Raw genomic sequence first — 16518 nt, 5'->3', positions numbered from 1 at the left:
CCATCTTGCTCGCATGTTGGATTCCCTGCTGCGCGGTATTAGCTATTGAACCGGTGCCATTAGATAGGCGGCACGCGAGACGACTTTCATCCACATCGGGCGTTGGTTAATTTCATCAATGGTCACACGGCGGCACTGCGCAAAATCATTTTCTAGCATCACCCCCACACTGGCAGCAAAGTCTTGGCTAGGAATAAACGCCGTAATTTCAAAGTTTAATCGGAAAGAACGATTATCCAAGTTGACTGTACCGACCGTTGCTGCGTCGTTGTCTATAAGAATTATTTTTTGGTGTAAAAATGCCGGAAGATAACGGTATATTTTTACACCCGCACGTATCATATCAGGTAGGAATGAAAATGCGGAGAGGAACACTAATAAGTGATCGGGGCGCTCGGGGATCATCACACGCACATCCACGCCACGCATCGCGGCAAGGCGTAGCGCATCCTGGACACCCTGGTCGGGAACAAAGTAAGGGCTGGTGACCCATAGCCGCTGTTTGGCGCTATGAATAACCTGCTGCACCAGCAGGCTAGCGGTATCTTGGCGGTCAGCAGGCCCCGAGGGCACGATCACCACATGGTGGTCCGTTGTGGGAGAAGTATCGGCTAACCAGTTCAGATTGATGACTTCACCGGTGGCCCAGTGCCAATCCTCCCAAAAGGCCTCCTGCAGCCCCAGTACACTAGGGCCTTCAAGTTTTAAGTGGGTGTCCCGCCAAGCGCCATGGCGCTTATGCTCGCCTAAATACTCAACGCCGACGTTAAAGCCGCCTATCCAGCCCTCTTTGCCATCGACCACCGTTACTTTGCGGTGATTGCGGAAATTTAGCTGGAAGCGGTGTTTAAAGCCGCGCGACGAGCGAAAAGCACTCACTTCTATCCCTTCGCCGATTAAGTCATTGAGGTAGCCTTCGCCTAGTTTGCGGCTGCCCACCTCATCGTAAAGAAAATAAACCCGTACACCTCGCCGCGCGGCGCGTTGCAAATAGCCTTGCAAACGCTGACCCAGTGCATCGTTACGGACAATAAAGAACTGCATTAGAATATAGTGTTCAGCCCGTTCAATGCCATCAAACAGGCTGTCGAAGGTTGCCTGGCCATTGATTAACAACGCCGCGCGATTGCCGTGGGTCAAGGGCATCATGGCGAGCTGCTCGACTGCCTGAATATCGGCATTACTGGATGATGCGACGTGGGGCAGCACATTATCCCGATAACGGACCAGTACGCGGCGAAGAATGGTGTCCCGCTGCCCGCGGGCGGAGACATAGCCGTAAAAACGCGGCCGGCCAAAAAACCAATACGCGGGTAGTGCGACATAAGGAAAGGTAAGCAGCGATATAATCCATGCCACCGCCCCCTGCGAGGTGCGGCTAGACATCAGCGCCATAATCGCCGACACAATGCCTAGCAGATGTATCAATAAAATGCTGGTCCCTAGCAACCAGGAGGTCATAGCCACGTCCTTACTAAATATAAGGGCCTCGCTTTAGCGAGGCCCTTATGCGCTTAAAAACCCATGCGTTTAAAGCCTAAAACAGCCCTTTCTCCCTTACGCCGTCTGGGCAATAATCTCTTTCCATTTGGCAGGCCCGGTCTGGTGAACTGATGTCCCTTGGCTGTCAACGGCGACGGTCACCGGCATGTCTTCGACTTCAAATTCGTAAATCGCTTCCATCCCCAAGTCTTCAAAGCCGACGATGCGCGATTTTTTGATCGCTTGGGCGACGAGATACGCAGCACCACCAACAGCCATTAAATAGACTGCCTGATTATCGCGAATGGCATCAATAGCGATTTGGCCACGCTCTGCTTTACCGACCATACCCAGCAAGCCCGTTTCTTCCAGCATGGTCCGAGTAAATTTATCCATGCGAGTTGCTGTGGTCGGGCCTGCAGGACCCACCGCCTCGTCGCCAATAGGGTCAACCGGGCCGACATAGTAGATAAAGCGCCCTTTCATATCCACGGGCAGCGGTTCGCCTTTGGCCAGCATATCAACCATACGCTTATGCGCCGCGTCGCGCCCGGTTAGCAGTTTACCGTTCAACAGCAAGGTGTCACCCGGCTGCCATGTTTTGACGTCTGCCGGGGTGACGGTGTCGAGATTGACCCGCTTGACGTTCTCGCCCGCCTCGCGGGTGATTTCCGGCCAATCCTCAAGCTTTGGCGGTTCAAGCACGGCAGGGCCGGAACCGTCCAGGGTAAAGTGCGTGTGACGGGTCGCTGCGCAGTTGGGAATAATCGCCACCGGCTTGTTAGCCGCATGCGTCGGATAGTCTTTGACTTTAATATCCAACACTGTGGTCAAACCCCCTAAGCCCTGGGCACCAATACCGCTCTTGTTGACCTTATCAAACAACTCTAAGCGTAGCTCTTCAGCGCGATTGCTTGCGCCACGCGCCTGGAGGTCCTGGATATCGATAGGATCGAGTAACGCTTCTTTGGCAATCAGCATCGCCTTTTCGGCGGTACCGCCGATGCCGATGCCCAGCATGCCGGGCGGACACCAGCCAGCGCCCATTTTGGGCAGTTGCTCCATCACCCAATCCACCACGCTGTCGGAGGGGTTAAGCATGGCAAATTTGGATTTAGCTTCGCTGCCACCCCCTTTCGCGGCAACGTGAATATCCACGCTGTCACCGGGCACAATCGAGTGGTGAATAATCGCCGGGGTGTTGTCTTTGGTGTTGGCGCGCTTGCCGTCAGGGTCCGCCAGTACCGAAGCACGTAAGATATTGTCCGGTAGCAAGTAGGCGCGGCGCACGCCTTCATTAATCATGTCGTCCAGACTCATGTCCGCGTCCCAGGTCACGTTCATACCGACATGAACAAACACGGTGACGATGCCGGTATCCTGGCAGATTGGGCGGTGCCCGGTGGCGCACATACGCGAGTTAATAAGAATTTGGGCAATCGCATCTTTAGCGGCAGGATTCTCTTCACGCTCGTAAGCGGCGGCCATCGCATCAATAAAATCTTTTGGATGGTAGTAAGAGATGTACTGCAGAGCATCGGCAACGCTTTGAATAACGTCGTCCTGGCGAATCACGGTCATGGACTAACTGCTCCTAGGTTATCGTCTAGTCTGCGGCCTTTCCCGCGAAAGCGGAGATGGCCGTCTAAGCGTTAGATAAGTATACCGTATTGCCCTTTGAGCAGCAGCCCTCTGCCGTGGATAACGGATTACTGCGTTAAAGCTTGATCTGGATATGCATTAGCAGAACAAGATAACGGTATAAGTAGCCTAAGTGTCTAATTCGGCTGGCAGCGTGGACAGCGATAGAGCCGCCGCGAACCGACCATTTTACGCTCGATAACCGTTCCACAGCGGTGGCACTCAAGCCCTGCCCGCTCGAAAACCGCAAAACGCCACTGCCTGCGTGGCTCGCCCGCTGCTTTGGCCTGCACAATCCAAGCCTCACGATTGGTCACACCTGCGGTTTGGTAGGCTTGGCGGGTAACGTCAATAATGCAGTGAGCCAGCGTTTGCTGCTGGTCGGGGGTTAAATCAACCGGCCGTGCACCGGGCGATAGCTGGGCGAAGAACAGGATTTCAGAGCGCAGGTAATTACCTAACCCCGCCACTAAACCTTGATCAAGCAGCAATGCTCCTAAGCTGCGCCGGTAAAATGGCCTTAAGCTCAGCCGCTGTTTAACGTCCGCCGGGGTCACTTTTTGACTCAATAAATCGGGGCCCAGCCGAGCTAAAAAAGGGTGCTGGTTGAGATTATCTGTGTGCCAGAGGGAGATATCGGAAGCGCTATAGAGACTCGCACAACGCCCTTCTGCGGTTAAGCGAACTCGCAGCGTGCGTTTGGTGTTGGGAGGTTGATCCTCGCCATGCAGTTTCCAAACCCCATAGAGCTGATTGTGGGAGTAAAGTACGCGCTGATCGGCAAACCGAATCAACATCGCTTTGCCCCGGGTATCCACCCGTAAAACCCGGGTCCCAATCAACGAATCTGCCTGAGCGGCAAGCTCAGGAAAGGCGAACCAAGCAGCTTCAATCACCCGCTCACCTATCTGCTTTTCAATGCGGTCCGCTGCGCGGCGAATTTCCGGCCCTTCAGGCATCCCGTTAGCCCAGCGCCAGCTGTTTTTCTTTTACTTGATGGAGTTGATCGCGCAGCCGCGCGGCTTCTTCGAACTCAAGGTTTTGCGCTGCTTCAAACATGGCATCCTCAAGCTTGCTGATAGCCCCCAGCAGGTCATGGTTACTCATGTTCGCCACATCGTAATCGGCAGCTGTTTCCGCCACTTTACGTTCACTACCCCGCCGACGGCTGTTCTTCTTGCCCGGCGCCTGAGCGGCCTCAAGAATATCAGCGACTGAACGGGTGACCGTGGTCGGGGTAATGCCATGCTCTAAATTGTGTTCCGTTTGCTTGGCGCGCCGCCGTTCGGTTTCATCAATGGCTTTACGCATCGAGTCGGTAATGCGGTCACCGTAAAGAATCGCCTTGCCGTTGGCATTACGGGCCGCCCGGCCAATGGTCTGAATCAACGAGCGCTCGGAGCGTAGGAAGCCTTCTTTATCAGCATCCAAAATCGCCACCAGCGAGACTTCGGGAATATCCAAGCCCTCACGCAGCAGGTTAATACCCACCAGCACATCAAACTTACCCAGGCGTAAATCGCGAATAATCTCAACCCGTTCGACGGTATCAATATCCGAGTGCAGATAGCGCACGCGGATACCGTGTTCGTCAAAGTAATCGGTGAGATCTTCGGCCATTCTCTTGGTCAGCGTGGTCACCAGAACCCGCTCACCAACGGCGGTGCGCAAACCAATTTCCGAGAGTAGATCGTCTACCTGGGTGCTGGCTGGGCGCACTTCAATTTCCGGGTCCAGCAGCCCGGTAGGCCGCACCACCTGTTCTACCGTTTGACCGGCGTGTTCGGCTTCGTAACGCCCCGGCGTGGCAGAAACAAAAACGGTTTGCGGGGAAATCGCTTCCCACTCTTCAAACTTCATCGGCCGGTTATCCAGCGCTGAAGGCAGCCGGAAGCCGTACTCGACCAGCGTCTCTTTGCGCGAGCGGTCGCCTTTATACATGCCGCCTACCTGGGACACGCTAACGTGGGATTCGTCGATAAACAGCAGCGCGTCGTCAGGGAGATAGTCAAAAAACGTCGGCGGCGGCTCGCCCGGTGCCCGCCCAGAGAGATAGCGCGAGTAGTTTTCGATACCGTTGCAGTAGCCCAGCTCCAGCATCATTTCAATATCGTAAAGGGTGCGCTGCTCCAAGCGCTGCGCCTCGACTAGGCGATCGTGCTTACGCATCCACTCCAAGCGCTCTTTAAGCTCGCCTTTAATGGCATCAATAGCGCCTAAGATGGTTTCCCGCGGGGTCACATAGTGCGACTTAGGGTAGATGGTCATACGCGGCACTTCACCGCGAACGGCACCGGTCAACGGATCAAACAGGCGGATGGTGTCGATTTCGCTGTCAAACAGCTCTACCCGCACTGCTTCCTCGTCGGAATCGGCGGGGAAGATATCGATCACATCACCGCGCACCCGGTAAGTACCGCGGCGGAAGTCCGTATCGTTGCGGGTGTATTGAAGCTCTGCCAAGCGACGTAGAAAAGCACGCTGATCAATCAGTTCACCGCGGGTGAAGTGAAGGCGCATTTTCAGGTACTGGTCGGGGTCACCAAGGCCATATATCGCCGACACCGACACCACGATCAACGCATCGCGGCGCTCAAGTAGCGCTTTGGTGGCCGAAAGGCGCATCTGCTCAATGTGGTCGTTAATCGAAGCATCTTTCTCGATAAAGGTGTCCGACGAAGGCACATAGGCTTCCGGCTGGTAATAGTCATAGTACGAGACGAAGTACTCTACCGCGTTATCCGGGAAAAACGCTTTAAATTCGCCATACAGCTGGGCCGCCAGGGTTTTGTTCGGCGCCATGACAATCGTTGGGCGCTGCTGCTGTTCCACCACGTTGGCCATGGTAAACGTTTTGCCTGACCCGGTGACCCCGAGCAGCGTTTGATGGGCAAGCCCTGACTCCAGGCCATTAATCAGTCCTTTAATGGCGGTGGGCTGATCGCCAGCGGGCTGAAATTTCGACTGTAATCGAAAGGCTTTGCTCATCGGTACTCCTCAACAGGGGAAAACTAAACACATAAAACTAACTAAGCCGGGTAGCGATCTCGACCGTGGACTCGGTTATTAAACGCTGAATGGGGCAGCGACCGCTGATTTCCTCGAGCCTGGCGCGCTGCTCAGGATCGTCAATGCCGTGCAGCGTTAAAACGACCGCTACTTTGTAGATGCCCTTCTTTTCCTGACTATCATCGCGCTGCACGGTCACGGTAATCCCTTCAAGCGGCCACTGTTTGCGTTTGGCGTACATCTGCACCGTAATCGCTTTACAGGTACCTAGCGCAATATCGAAATAGTCGTGGGGATCAGGCGCGCTACCTTCACCACCGACGATGGGCGGCGCATCGGCATAGAGGTCCTCAAACCCCTCCACTTCAACCCGCTGTCGAAAAACACGGTTGCGTTCACTAATAACGGTAATAGGTGTGTGCATCAGGAGACCTTTATGCCCAGTTTAAGCTTCTCAATGGCCTTAATCAGCGCATCTCGCTTCGCGCTACCGTCCACATCGGCGCCATGTCGCCCTACTTCGGCGCTATCAACGCCGTCTAACATCATTAATGCGGTGGTAATTTGGTTAACTTGTTCGACGGTTTTAACGCCTTGAAAGGTTAACGATTGCTGCGCCATAGCGTATTCCTGCCTGTTGACCTATGCAAAACTGATACAAGGGAAGCAGTCTAGCACGCCAAGGATGCCTTGCAATTGGCGCTTTCTGCCCATATCTAAAAGAAAGGCGTTATCAACACGCCGCCTATTCATGCTTTCAGCAGGAGTCCTTATGGCGACCGCCACCCCCTCTAATACTTCATATGGCAGCGTCCGCCTTACCCATTTAGCCGCTCTGGATGTGAAAGGTGAGGATGCTGAAAAGTTCCTTCAAGGCCAGGCCAGTGCCCAAGTCGGTTTAGCCGATGGCCGTTTTGCGCCGCTAACGTGTTTTTGCACCCCCAAAGGGCGGATGTTGGCCAACGCCCAACTGCTGCGACTCGATGAAGGCCATTTTCGTTTACTGCTGAGCAATACCTTATTAGACAGTTTAGCCAACCATCTGAAAAAATTCGCCGCTTTCTACCGTGCTGAACTGACTGCCCTGCCTGGCATTACCATCGTTGGCGCCAGCGATAACGCCCCAGCGCTAGCTGATCAGTTGGGGCTAACGCTGCCTCAGCAGGTGGGCACCCACACCACATCCGGGCAAGCCAGCGCGCTACGCTACCCCGGCGACATCCCCCGTTGGTTGTTCTGTTGCGAAGGCCCGATAGAGGGCATCAACGATGACGATGACGCGCTAGCCGGCTGGCAGCTTGAGGATATTCGCAGCGGTTTGGCCTGGTTGACCGACGCCCAGCAGGATCACTTCCTGCCGCAGATGCTCAACTGGGAGGCGCTGGGTGGTATTAGCTTTAAAAAAGGCTGCTACACCGGCCAAGAAGTGGTGGCTCGGGCGCACTTTCGCGGTCAGGTGAAAAAGCGCTTGATGCGCCTCAGCGTAGAGACTGCGTCGCTGCCCGACGTGGGCGCCAGCGTGGTTAATGGTGACGATAAAGCGGTCGGCGAAGTGGTGGTCAGCGCCTTTAATAATCAAGGCAGCGTCGAGTTACTGGCAGTAATGAACACCAAAGTAGCCGAAGAAATGACACCGCTGTTTTTAGCCGGGGCGCCAGCCTCCCTTCTTCCATTGCCCTATGCGATTGAGCGCGTTGACCCCGAACAGCTAGCGGTTAGCATTAACGCCTAAGTTGAGGATATGCCAAACAGCGTCGCGGCGGTAGCGCTGCTCTGAGCCGCGATCTGTTCCGCCGTTTGCCCGCGCAGAGTGGCTACCACATCGCACACCTCTGCGACTCTGCGCGGCTCATTACGCCTGCCCTGATACCCACTTAGCGGCATATCAGGGCTATCGGTTTCCAGTACAAAGGCATCGTCAGGCAGCGCCTCAACGGTTCGCCGTAATCGCTTGGCGCGCTCATAAGTAACCGCGCCGCCCAACCCCAGCTTATACCCCAGATCAAGAAACTTGGTCGCTTGCTCAATCGAGCCCGAGAAGGCGTGGATAAGCCCTGCCTTGGGCAGCGCAAGCTGGCGAAGCCGTTTGGCGACTTTATCGTTGGCCTGCACACAGTGAACCACAACCGGTAGCGCGTACTGCTTGGCCAGTTTCAGCTGAGCGTCAAAGTAGTACCACTGGGTCTCCAGGGTGTCGCTAAAACGACCGTCAATACCGCACTCACCCACTGCTACGACCTCAGCTTGTTCAGCCAAGAACTGGTCAAGTGCGGCAATATCCGCCGTTTGATGCTGCTCGACAAAGTAAGGGTGCAAACCCAGGCATACCGACGTATCCGCCCGTTCGCCCAACGCCAGCACCTGCTGCCAGCGCTCTCGGGTCGTACCGGGCACCACAAAGCGTGATACCCCCACTGCCTTAGCGGCTGCAAACACGCGCTGCCGATCGTGATCGAATTGGCTAAAGTCGAGATGGCAGTGGGCATCCGTCAACATAGGGCTCTACCTATAAACGTTAATGCTCGCGGGTGGGCTGGAAGCGAATGTCGGGCCAGCGCTCCTGGGTCATCTGCAGATTAACCCGGGTAGGCGCAATATAGGTGAGGTAACCACCGCCATCAATCGCCAGGTTGGCGCTGGCTTTACGCTTGAATTCCTCGAGCTTTTTAGCATCTTCACAGTAGACCCAACGCGCCGTTTGCACATTCACGCCTTCGTACACGCAATCGACCTTGTACTCCTCTTTCAGGCGGTGAGCGACCACATCAAACTGCAGGGTACCCACGGCGCCAAGAATCAGGTCGTTGTTGTCTATCGGCATAAAGACCTGCGTCGCGCCCTCTTCAGAAAGCTGCTGAAGGCCCTTTTGTAGCGCTTTCATCTTCAGCGGATCTTTAAGCCGCACGCGCTTGAATAGCTCAGGGGCAAAGTGGGGGATGCCGGTGAAACGCATGTCCTCGCCGACGGTGAAAGTGTCGCCGATCTGAATGGTGCCGTGGTTATGTAGGCCGATAATATCCCCCGGCCAAGCCTCTTCCACCTGGGAGCGGTCCGAGGCCATAAAGGTCAGCGCGTCGGCGATTTTGACGTCTTTGCCAATCCGCACATGGCGCATCTTCATGTTCTTTTCGTACTTACCCGAGCACACGCGCAAGAAGGCAATACGATCCCGATGGTTAGGGTCCATATTGGCCTGAATTTTAAACACAAAGCCGGTAAACCGTTCATCGTCCGCGGTCACCTCACGCTTATCGGTTTTATGGGACTGGGGCGGCGGCGCGTACTCAACAAAGCCGTCGAGCATCTCACGTACCCCAAAGTTACCCATGGCAGTACCAAAATAGACCGGCGAAAGCTCACCACGGCGATAAGCATCCAGATCAAATTCATGCGATGCACCGCGCACTAACTCTACTTCCATACGCAACTCTTCCGCCTGATCTTCGCCCAGCGCGGCATCGACTTCGGAGCTGTGCAAGCCTTCGATACGCTTGTCATCCGGGATGCGGCTGCCCTGCCCTTGGGTGTACAGGTGAACGACATCATTGTAGAGGTGGTAGACGCCTCTAAAGTGGCGCCCCATGCCGATTGGCCAGGTCATGGGGGCACACTGGATATTCAACACCGTTTCGACCTCGTCCATGACTTCAATCGGGTCACGAATATCACGGTCCATTTTGTTGATAAAGGTGAGGATTGGCGTCGTGCGCAGACGACATACTTCCATCAACTTGATGGTACGAGCCTCAACGCCTTTGGCGCCATCGATCACCATTAATGCAGAGTCAACCGCCGTGAGCGTGCGATAGGTATCTTCAGAGAAATCTTCGTGGCCGGGCGTGTCCAGCAAATTGACGATACGCCCGCCGTAGGGAAACTGCATCACCGAGGTGGTGACCGAGATACCCCGTTCCTGCTCCATTTTCATCCAGTCCGACGTAGCGTGGCGATCATTACGCTTACTTTTCACCGAACCGGCCAGCTGAATCGCGTTGCCGAACAGCAGCATTTTTTCGGTGATGGTGGTTTTACCAGCGTCCGGGTGCGAAATGATAGCGAAGGTTCTGCGAAGCTCGGCTTCACGGGCTAATTGGGTATCTTTCATTGTGCCTCTACAAATGTGTGGTCTCAGCGTGTCGTTCAATCAGCTGACCGCCGCGCTTTGAGCAATTTTCATTGCGGCAATTGTAACGCCAGACGCTTTGTTTTGTCGCGGGTGGCGTCAAGCATCAAGTCCTTGGGGACGAAAGATTAGGTCAAAAAAAACGCTGACCGATGGCCAGCGTTTTTTGCTGCTTTTGATCGCTTTATTTTCGCCAGCTTAATCTTCACATGTTTAAGCTTTCAAAAAGTTAAGCGAAGGTATTGATTTGCGTACCCACACTGCCTTCTTTGGCTAAATCAGGCTGTGCGCCAGCGTCTGCAGACGCCATGACTTCAGTCACTTGCTCTGATTGCGTTTCCAAAGCATCTTTAAACACCTGCATTTGCGCCTGCTCGGCGGTTTGCGCTTGGTTCATGTAAAGCGATGCGCTCACTGAACTGCTAATGCCTACATCCATATTTCCACCTCATGGTGTGCAAGTTTAGTATAAGTTAGCAAAGCAATAGACCACGTGCAAAGAAAACGCCCTATTAACCCTACCAACGCCTAGTACTGTTACCTAGTACTATCACCCAGTACTATCGGCTTAATCCGACCGATCATTAATGGTCGTTAGAACCGGTCGGCGCGAAACGGCGCCATATCAATAGCCGTCGGTTGCCCTTCCATCATATCCGCCAACAACTGCCCTGTAGCAGGCCCTAAGGTGAACCCCTGATGTCCATGGCCAAAGGCCAGCCACAAGCCAGGGTGACGCGGCGCTGGGCCAATCACCGGCTTCATGTCGGGCAGGCAGGGTCTCGCACCCTTCCAGGGGGTTGCATCACGGCGCTCTCCTAACGGAAACACGCTGCGCGCGACTTTCTCTGCCGCGGCTAACTGATGGTCGTCGGCCGGGGCATCCAGGCGATCTAATTCGGCCCCGGTGGTTAAGCGAACGCCCGCATTCATCGGCGCCAGCAAATAGCCCACTTCCGCGTCCATAACCCAGTAATGTAGCTTCGCGGGCGCTTGGGGCGCGTAATGCATGTGGTAGCCACGTTTTACAAAGCTAGGGAAGTGATAGCCCAGCTCTGTTAGCCAGCTTCCCGCCCAGGGCCCTAGCGCGACGACAACGTCATCGACGTCTAACGTTTCAGAAGCAACATTCACCTGCCAGCGATCCCCTACCTGCCGAACCGAGCGAATGTCCGCCTGCAGAATACGCCCACCATCATCGCTAAACGCCTGGGCATAAGCCGCGACCAGTGCGCCAGGGTCGGCCACGGTCCAGGGGTCAAGCCAATGAATCGCACCGATAATGCTATCGCTGAGCGCAGGCTCCTTTTCCTCCAGAGCAGCACGGTCCAGCTGTTCAAACTGCACACCATAAAGGTGACGCGCCTCTTCAGCCTCGGTTAGCCGCGCTGCCAACTTTTCTGGAGTGCGGTAAAGCTCAAGCCAGCCCTGACGACGAACCAAGTGATCGGCACCGGCGGCCTCAATCATTGGCCCGTGTGTTTTAAGCGACAGCTGAATCAGCGAGGCGTATTCCGGCACGATTTTCTGGTAGGCCTTGGGCGCTGAGTTCATCCAGTAACGCAGCAGTGGAGAAGCGGCCTTCAGCATGCCGCCCGTACGGTAGCGTATGTCAACTCGGCGATTAGGCAAAACACTTAACAGCGTTTTGACATCGCGGGGAAAAGGATAAGGCCTAACGGCCTCACGCTGAATAATCCCGGCATTACCGAACGAGGTTTCACGACCCGGCTGAAGGCGATCAACCAAGGTGACGTCATGCCCGCGCTGCCGCAAATGCCAGGCAATACTGACACCCACCATGCCTGCTCCCAAAACCACCGTTTGACGCGTCATTGTGATGCACTCCCCTTTTCGCCTGTAGAACACTTGCTAACAGCAAACTAACGACATTAACCATTTGAAAAATATCACTAATTAAACCGCTTAAATAGAGCAGAAAACACTCTTTTGTCACCAAAAATTAGTTATAAATATCGCCAAAAAGCCCAAAAGGGATAACAACACTGTAGACGGCACAACAATTGCTTAGTTTTTATTAGGTCATATTAGCAATGCGCTATTTAGGCATAGCACCTGGGAAAACCTTAACCACCCCACCGCTCATTTAGCACCAAAAAGAAGCATTCAATGCACCAAAACCGCTAAGGAAATCTCATGCAGGCCACGCACGTTTTGGATAATTCATTGCTCGACACGCTGTGGGTGTTATGGGCAGCCGCGCTGGTATTCGTTATGCAGGCAGGCTTCCTATGCCTGGAAGCGGGTACGACGCGTACCAAGAACGCCATCAATGTCGCTATGAAAAACGTAGCGGACTTTGCTATCGCCGTCAGTATTTTTTGGCTTATCGGGTTTGGTATGATGTTTGGGCTCTCCACACAGGGCGTCATCGGCACGTCGCTGTTTGGCTGGCAGTTAGCCAACTCAAACAGCTGGACACTGACGGTGTTTATTTTCCAAGCGATGTTTTGTGCCACGGCCGCCACCATTGTGGCCGGCGCGGTAGCAGAACGCATGCCGTTCTATGCCTATTTATGGACAGCCTTCTGGATAGCGCTATTGATTTATCCACTGTTTGGCCACTGGGCATGGGGCGGGCTTCTAGACGGCGAGGCCGGTTGGTTAGCGGCGCTAGGGTTTGTCGATTTTGCCGGCGCCACCGTTGTGCACAGCGTCGGCGGCTGGGTGGCACTGGCGGCCGTGCTCTGCATCGGCCCACGTAAAGGGCGCTTCACTCACGGCAAGCCACCCACCGCCTTCCCATCGGGCAACCTACCGCTTGCCATGCTGGGCGCGCTGTTTATGATTTTAGGCTGGTTTGGCTTTAACGGCGGCAGCACCCTGGCGGTTAACGCGCAAATACCCGGCATCATCGCCAATACTATTCTGGGCGCCACGGGCGGGATATTGTCAGGCATGTTAATGGGGCTTCGCACGCGCCGTTACGCCGATGTGATGTACGCGATCAACGGTGCGATTGCGGGTCTGGTCGCCGTTACCGCGGGCGCGCACGCCATGTCGCTCCAGGCAGCATTCGCCTTGGGCGCGATTGGCAGCGTGCTGATGGTACTGTCCAGCGAATGGCTGCTAAAAAAACATATCGACGACGCCGTCAGCGCCATTCCCGCCCATCTGGTTTCCGGGGTATGGGGCACGCTAGCACTGGCATGGGTCGCCGATCTCGACCTGTTAGCCACCGGCCTGTCGCGGCCAGAACAATTCAGCGTTCAACTGCTGGGCGTGGTGGTATGTGGCCTCTGGAGTTTTGGCACAGCATGGCTACTTTTCCGTATTACGCGCCGCTTTCTCCCCTTACGCGTTTCGGGTGAGGCGGAAACAATGGGCCTTAACCTGGCCGAACACGGCGCCAGCAATGAGCTCAACCAATTGCTTGAACACATGCGCCAACACGAACAACAGGGCGACATGCGCCAACGCATTGAAGCTGACCCCTTTACCGAGGTGGGCGAAATAGCCGCTAGCTATAATCGCGTTACCGCCGCGCTAGAAACCGCCGTCGGTCATACCCGGGTGATGCTGCGCAACCTGCACGATGGCGTCATCACGTGGCAGGCAGACGGCACTCTGACGAGCCTTAACCCCGGTGCGGAGCAGCTGTTTGGAGTAGACGCCGCCCACCTTGTAGGCCAACCCATTTCGCGGCTGCTGCCCGATCATCATCTCACCCCTGGCGCGCGTCACGAGATTAAACGCCGCAGCGCCGATCAAAGCGTGCGCTACTTGGAAGTACAAGTCAGCGAGGGAGCCAGCGGCTCCGTTTCTGAGTGCTCGGGCATGGTGCGGGATATTACCGAACGCAAACAGCTGCAAGAACAATTGAACCGCGAGCGTGACCTTGCCAGAACCACGCTTGCCTCTATCGGCGATGGGGTGATCACCTGCGATGCCAGCGGCAACGTTACCTTTATTAACAGCGAAGCACAGCGGCTAACGGGCTGGACTCTTAAAGAAGCGGTCGATAAACCGATCCATCGGGTGTATCGGCTGATTGACGAGATCAGCGGCGAGACGATCAACAACCCCGCCCGCCAAGTGTTGACCCTGCTGACCCCGGTGCACTCCATCGAACACTGCCTGCTCGTTCAGCGTAGCGGCACGCGCACCCCCATTCAGCACAGCGCCTCACCGATACGCTCACGCGGCGACATTACCTTGGGAGCGGTGGTGGTTTTTCAAGATACCAGCCTCACCCGCCACCTTGCCGAACAGCTAAGCTATCAAGCCAGCCACGACAACCTAACCAACCTATTAAACCGACGCGCCTTTGAAGCCGCGCTCACCGCCCTTCTGAAAGCCGATGGTCAACACGTGCTGTGCTATTTGGATCTCGACCAGTTCAAAGTGGTTAACGACACCTGCGGTCATTTAGCTGGCGACGAGCTGCTGCGCCAAATCGCCTTAAAACTCCAAGCCCATGTGCGCCAAAGCGATACCGTGGCACGCTTGGGAGGCGATGAGTTCGCGCTACTACTGCCCGACTGTGGCGTCGGCAAGGCGCTGGAAATCACGGAAGCGCTGCGCAGTGAGATTGAAAACTACCGCTTTGTTTGGCAAGGGCATAGCTTTGGCATTGGGGTCAGTATTGGCGTGGTAGCGCTCGACTCAACGCAACCCATGCCGCTTGCTCAAGCGCTGCATGCCTCTGACGCCGCCTGTTACGCCGCCAAGGAGGCCGGGCGCAATCGAATACACTGCTATCACCCCAATGACCGCTCGTTAGAGGAAAAACACGGCGAGCTACAGTGGGTTCAGCGGCTGCAAAACGGCTTGGATAACGACGCCTTCCGCCTTTTTGCTCAGCCGATTGCGCCTGTTTGCGCAACGACCCCTTGCTACAATGAAATATTACTGCGCCTGGAAGAACATGGTGAAATCATTGCGCCAGGCAGTTTTTTACCGGCTGCCGAGCGCTACCATTTTATGGTCCGTATCGACCGCTGGGTGGTACGCAACACCCTCGCATGGCTAAGCGATCAACGTCGCCACGCGACGCAACCGTCACATGACCTATGGGGTATTAATCTGTCGGGGGCGTCGCTATCCGATGCGGATTTTTGTCAGGATCTCATTGCTCAAGTAAGCGCGGCGGGCCTGCCCCATCACACCCTGTGCTTTGAAATCACCGAAAGCACGGCCATCGCCCAACTGTCTCGGGTGAGTGAGCTCATTCACACCTTGAAAGGGTACGGCTGCCGATTCGCCCTGGATGATTTTGGCACCGGCCTGTCGTCGTTTAGCTACCTGAAGGAGCTGCCTGTCGATTTCCTAAAAATTGACGGTAACTTTATCCGCAACGTGCATCAGGACCCGGTCGACCGGGCAATGGTAGAAGCGATTCACGCCGTGGGTAAGGCGCTGGCGATCGAAACTATCGCCGAGTTTGTTGAAACGCAGGCAACGCTAGAGGTTTTACACCACATTGGGATTGATTACGCCCAGGGCTATTTAATCGGCAAACCCGGACCGCTCACCAACATGACGGGCCAACGCATAAAAGTAATGCCGCGTTAAGGCGTAGCAAAATCACAAAAAAGACAGGAACAAAAACGACAGCAACGAAAAAATCCCGTTAAGGGCATCAATGGCTGATCAGCCATAAAAGTGCAAAAAGGGTATAAATAAAGAAAGGCGGTAAAAAGAGGGGGAAACAGAAGGCATGTTAGCGAAGGCAATGGGGTGGATGATGGGACTTGAACCCACGACCACCGGAGTCACAATCCGGGGCTCTACCACTGAGCTACACCCACCACAACCTAAAACTGGAAACGCAATTATTGTCACTGGGGTGGATGATGGGATTTGAACCCACGACCACCGGAGTCACAATCCGGGGCTCTACCCCTGAGCTACACCCACCATAGACAATCTTGCGAAATAGCTTGAAAATATGATTCTGACAGGTTGGCACCACAAAATTAGGTGGTACGCCCAGCAGGAATCGAACCCGCAACCTACGGCTTAGAAGGCCGTTGCTCTATCCGGTTGAGCTATGGGCGCGCAAAAAGCATTCAGAAGTAAGAATACTGGTGAGCACTAGACCACAACCAAAGCTTGGAAAAGCAAACTACTACCTTTCGCGTTAGGTGTGGTCGGGATGGAGGGATTCGAACCCCCGACATCCTGCTCCCAAAGCAGGCGCGCTACCAGACTGCGCTACATCCCGATTCTATTACCCTAGACGCTACCGCATGGCCCGTCTCAAGCGAGGCATATATTACTATTTCTAATTTTAAAGTCAA

General features: G+C 55.0%; 12 protein-coding genes and 4 tRNA genes. 2 read left to right on the top strand and 14 right to left on the bottom strand.

The features are described from left to right. Nucleotides 1-42 precede the first annotated feature (42 nt). From cls to HVA01_RS02875, 6 genes are all read right to left on the bottom strand, one after another. Complete coding sequence (cls, locus tag HVA01_RS02900; protein WP_146873028.1) at nucleotides 43-1461, bottom strand: cardiolipin synthase; 1419 nt, start codon at nucleotides 1459-1461, stop codon at nucleotides 43-45. A gap of 96 nt (nucleotides 1462-1557) precedes the next feature. Continuing rightward, nucleotides 1558-3063 carry a fumarate hydratase gene (locus tag HVA01_RS02895; RefSeq protein WP_146873027.1) on the bottom strand — a complete coding sequence of 502 codons (1506 nt, stop codon included), beginning with the start codon at nucleotides 3061-3063 and terminating at the stop codon, nucleotides 1558-1560. 197 nt (nucleotides 3064-3260) lie between these two features. Beyond that, on the bottom strand, nucleotides 3261-4082 hold the full coding sequence (nei, locus tag HVA01_RS02890; RefSeq protein WP_146873026.1) for an endonuclease VIII: 822 nt from the start codon (nucleotides 4080-4082) through the stop codon (nucleotides 3261-3263). Nucleotides 4083-4086: 4 nt separating this feature from the next. Further along, the gene (gene uvrB / locus HVA01_RS02885) at nucleotides 4087-6111 is read right to left on the bottom strand and encodes an excinuclease ABC subunit UvrB (RefSeq protein ID WP_146873025.1); all 2025 of its coding nucleotides are present in this window, start codon (nucleotides 6109-6111) and stop codon (nucleotides 4087-4089) included. A 37-nt stretch (nucleotides 6112-6148) separates the two neighbouring features. Then, on the bottom strand, nucleotides 6149-6556 hold the full coding sequence (locus HVA01_RS02880) for an OsmC family protein (RefSeq protein ID WP_146873024.1): 408 nt from the start codon (nucleotides 6554-6556) through the stop codon (nucleotides 6149-6151). After that, entirely contained in the window at nucleotides 6556-6753 is a 198-nt protein-coding gene (locus HVA01_RS02875) for a hypothetical protein (protein WP_146873023.1), read from the bottom strand. Before HVA01_RS02875 ends, HVA01_RS02880 begins: the two co-directional genes overlap by 1 nt. Before the next feature lie 151 nt (nucleotides 6754-6904). Here HVA01_RS02875 and ygfZ point away from each other — a divergent pair, with 151 nt between their 5' ends. Continuing rightward, nucleotides 6905-7864 carry a CAF17-like 4Fe-4S cluster assembly/insertion protein YgfZ gene (ygfZ, locus tag HVA01_RS02870; protein WP_146873022.1) on the top strand — a complete coding sequence of 320 codons (960 nt, stop codon included), beginning with the start codon at nucleotides 6905-6907 and terminating at the stop codon, nucleotides 7862-7864. On the opposite strand, the gene HVA01_RS02865 is transcribed toward ygfZ, so the two are convergent. The 4 genes from HVA01_RS02865 to HVA01_RS02850 form a co-directional block, all read right to left on the bottom strand. After that, a complete protein-coding gene (locus tag HVA01_RS02865; RefSeq protein ID WP_146873021.1) occupies nucleotides 7861-8628 on the bottom strand; it encodes a TatD family hydrolase in 768 nt (255 codons plus the stop codon). The genes ygfZ and HVA01_RS02865 overlap by 4 nt on opposite strands. Before the next feature lie 19 nt (nucleotides 8629-8647). Continuing rightward, the gene (locus HVA01_RS02860; protein WP_146873020.1) at nucleotides 8648-10237 is read right to left on the bottom strand and encodes a peptide chain release factor 3; all 1590 of its coding nucleotides are present in this window, start codon (nucleotides 10235-10237) and stop codon (nucleotides 8648-8650) included. Nucleotides 10238-10484: 247 nt separating this feature from the next. Further along, nucleotides 10485-10694, bottom strand: coding sequence for a putative motility protein (locus HVA01_RS02855; protein WP_146873019.1), 210 nt, complete (start codon nucleotides 10692-10694; stop codon nucleotides 10485-10487). A 155-nt stretch (nucleotides 10695-10849) separates the two neighbouring features. Then, nucleotides 10850-12091: an NAD(P)/FAD-dependent oxidoreductase gene (locus tag HVA01_RS02850; protein WP_146873018.1), complete on the bottom strand. Its 1242-nt coding sequence runs from the start codon at nucleotides 12089-12091 to the stop codon at nucleotides 10850-10852. Between the two features lie 321 nt (nucleotides 12092-12412). On the opposite strand from HVA01_RS02850, the gene amt reads away from it, so the two are divergent. Beyond that, nucleotides 12413-15790: an ammonium transporter gene (amt, locus tag HVA01_RS02845; RefSeq protein ID WP_146873017.1), complete on the top strand. Its 3378-nt coding sequence runs from the start codon at nucleotides 12413-12415 to the stop codon at nucleotides 15788-15790. 161 nt (nucleotides 15791-15951) lie between these two features. Here the strand turns inward: amt and HVA01_RS02840 are convergent. The 4 genes from HVA01_RS02840 to HVA01_RS02825 form a co-directional block, all read right to left on the bottom strand. Continuing rightward, nucleotides 15952-16026, bottom strand: a tRNA-His gene (locus HVA01_RS02840). A 34-nt stretch (nucleotides 16027-16060) separates the two neighbouring features. Continuing rightward, nucleotides 16061-16135: transfer RNA gene (locus HVA01_RS02835), tRNA-His, on the bottom strand. Between the two features lie 64 nt (nucleotides 16136-16199). After that, nucleotides 16200-16276: transfer RNA gene (locus tag HVA01_RS02830), tRNA-Arg, on the bottom strand. 89 nt (nucleotides 16277-16365) lie between these two features. Then, nucleotides 16366-16442: transfer RNA gene (locus HVA01_RS02825), tRNA-Pro, on the bottom strand. Between the last annotated feature and the right edge of the window lie 76 nt (nucleotides 16443-16518).

This window comes from Halovibrio variabilis (assembly GCF_007991175.1).
Classification (GTDB): domain Bacteria; phylum Pseudomonadota; class Gammaproteobacteria; order Pseudomonadales; family Halomonadaceae; genus Vreelandella; species Vreelandella variabilis.
This window is presented reverse-complemented; position numbering and strand designations above follow the sequence as displayed.

Excerpts from the sequence above, each read along its gene's own strand:
- HVA01_RS02860 (WP_146873020.1), bottom strand. The coding sequence starts at position 10,237 with ATGAAAGATACCCAATTAGCCCGTGAAGCCGAGCTTCGCAGAACCTTC.
- HVA01_RS02855 (WP_146873019.1), bottom strand. The coding sequence starts at position 10,694 with ATGGATGTAGGCATTAGCAGTTCAGTGAGCGCATCGCTTTACATGAAC.
- amt (WP_146873017.1), top strand. The coding sequence starts at position 12,413 with ATGCAGGCCACGCACGTTTTGGATAATTCATTGCTCGACACGCTGTGG.
- HVA01_RS02850 (WP_146873018.1), bottom strand. The coding sequence starts at position 12,091 with ATGACGCGTCAAACGGTGGTTTTGGGAGCAGGCATGGTGGGTGTCAGT.
- HVA01_RS02880 (WP_146873024.1), bottom strand. The coding sequence starts at position 6,556 with ATGCACACACCTATTACCGTTATTAGTGAACGCAACCGTGTTTTTCGA.
- HVA01_RS02875 (WP_146873023.1), bottom strand. The coding sequence starts at position 6,753 with ATGGCGCAGCAATCGTTAACCTTTCAAGGCGTTAAAACCGTCGAACAA.
- ygfZ (WP_146873022.1), top strand. The coding sequence starts at position 6,905 with ATGGCGACCGCCACCCCCTCTAATACTTCATATGGCAGCGTCCGCCTT.
- cls (WP_146873028.1), bottom strand. The coding sequence starts at position 1,461 with ATGACCTCCTGGTTGCTAGGGACCAGCATTTTATTGATACATCTGCTA.
- HVA01_RS02895 (WP_146873027.1), bottom strand. The coding sequence starts at position 3,063 with ATGACCGTGATTCGCCAGGACGACGTTATTCAAAGCGTTGCCGATGCT.
- nei (WP_146873026.1), bottom strand. The coding sequence starts at position 4,082 with ATGCCTGAAGGGCCGGAAATTCGCCGCGCAGCGGACCGCATTGAAAAG.
- uvrB (WP_146873025.1), bottom strand. The coding sequence starts at position 6,111 with ATGAGCAAAGCCTTTCGATTACAGTCGAAATTTCAGCCCGCTGGCGAT.
- HVA01_RS02865 (WP_146873021.1), bottom strand. The coding sequence starts at position 8,628 with ATGTTGACGGATGCCCACTGCCATCTCGACTTTAGCCAATTCGATCAC.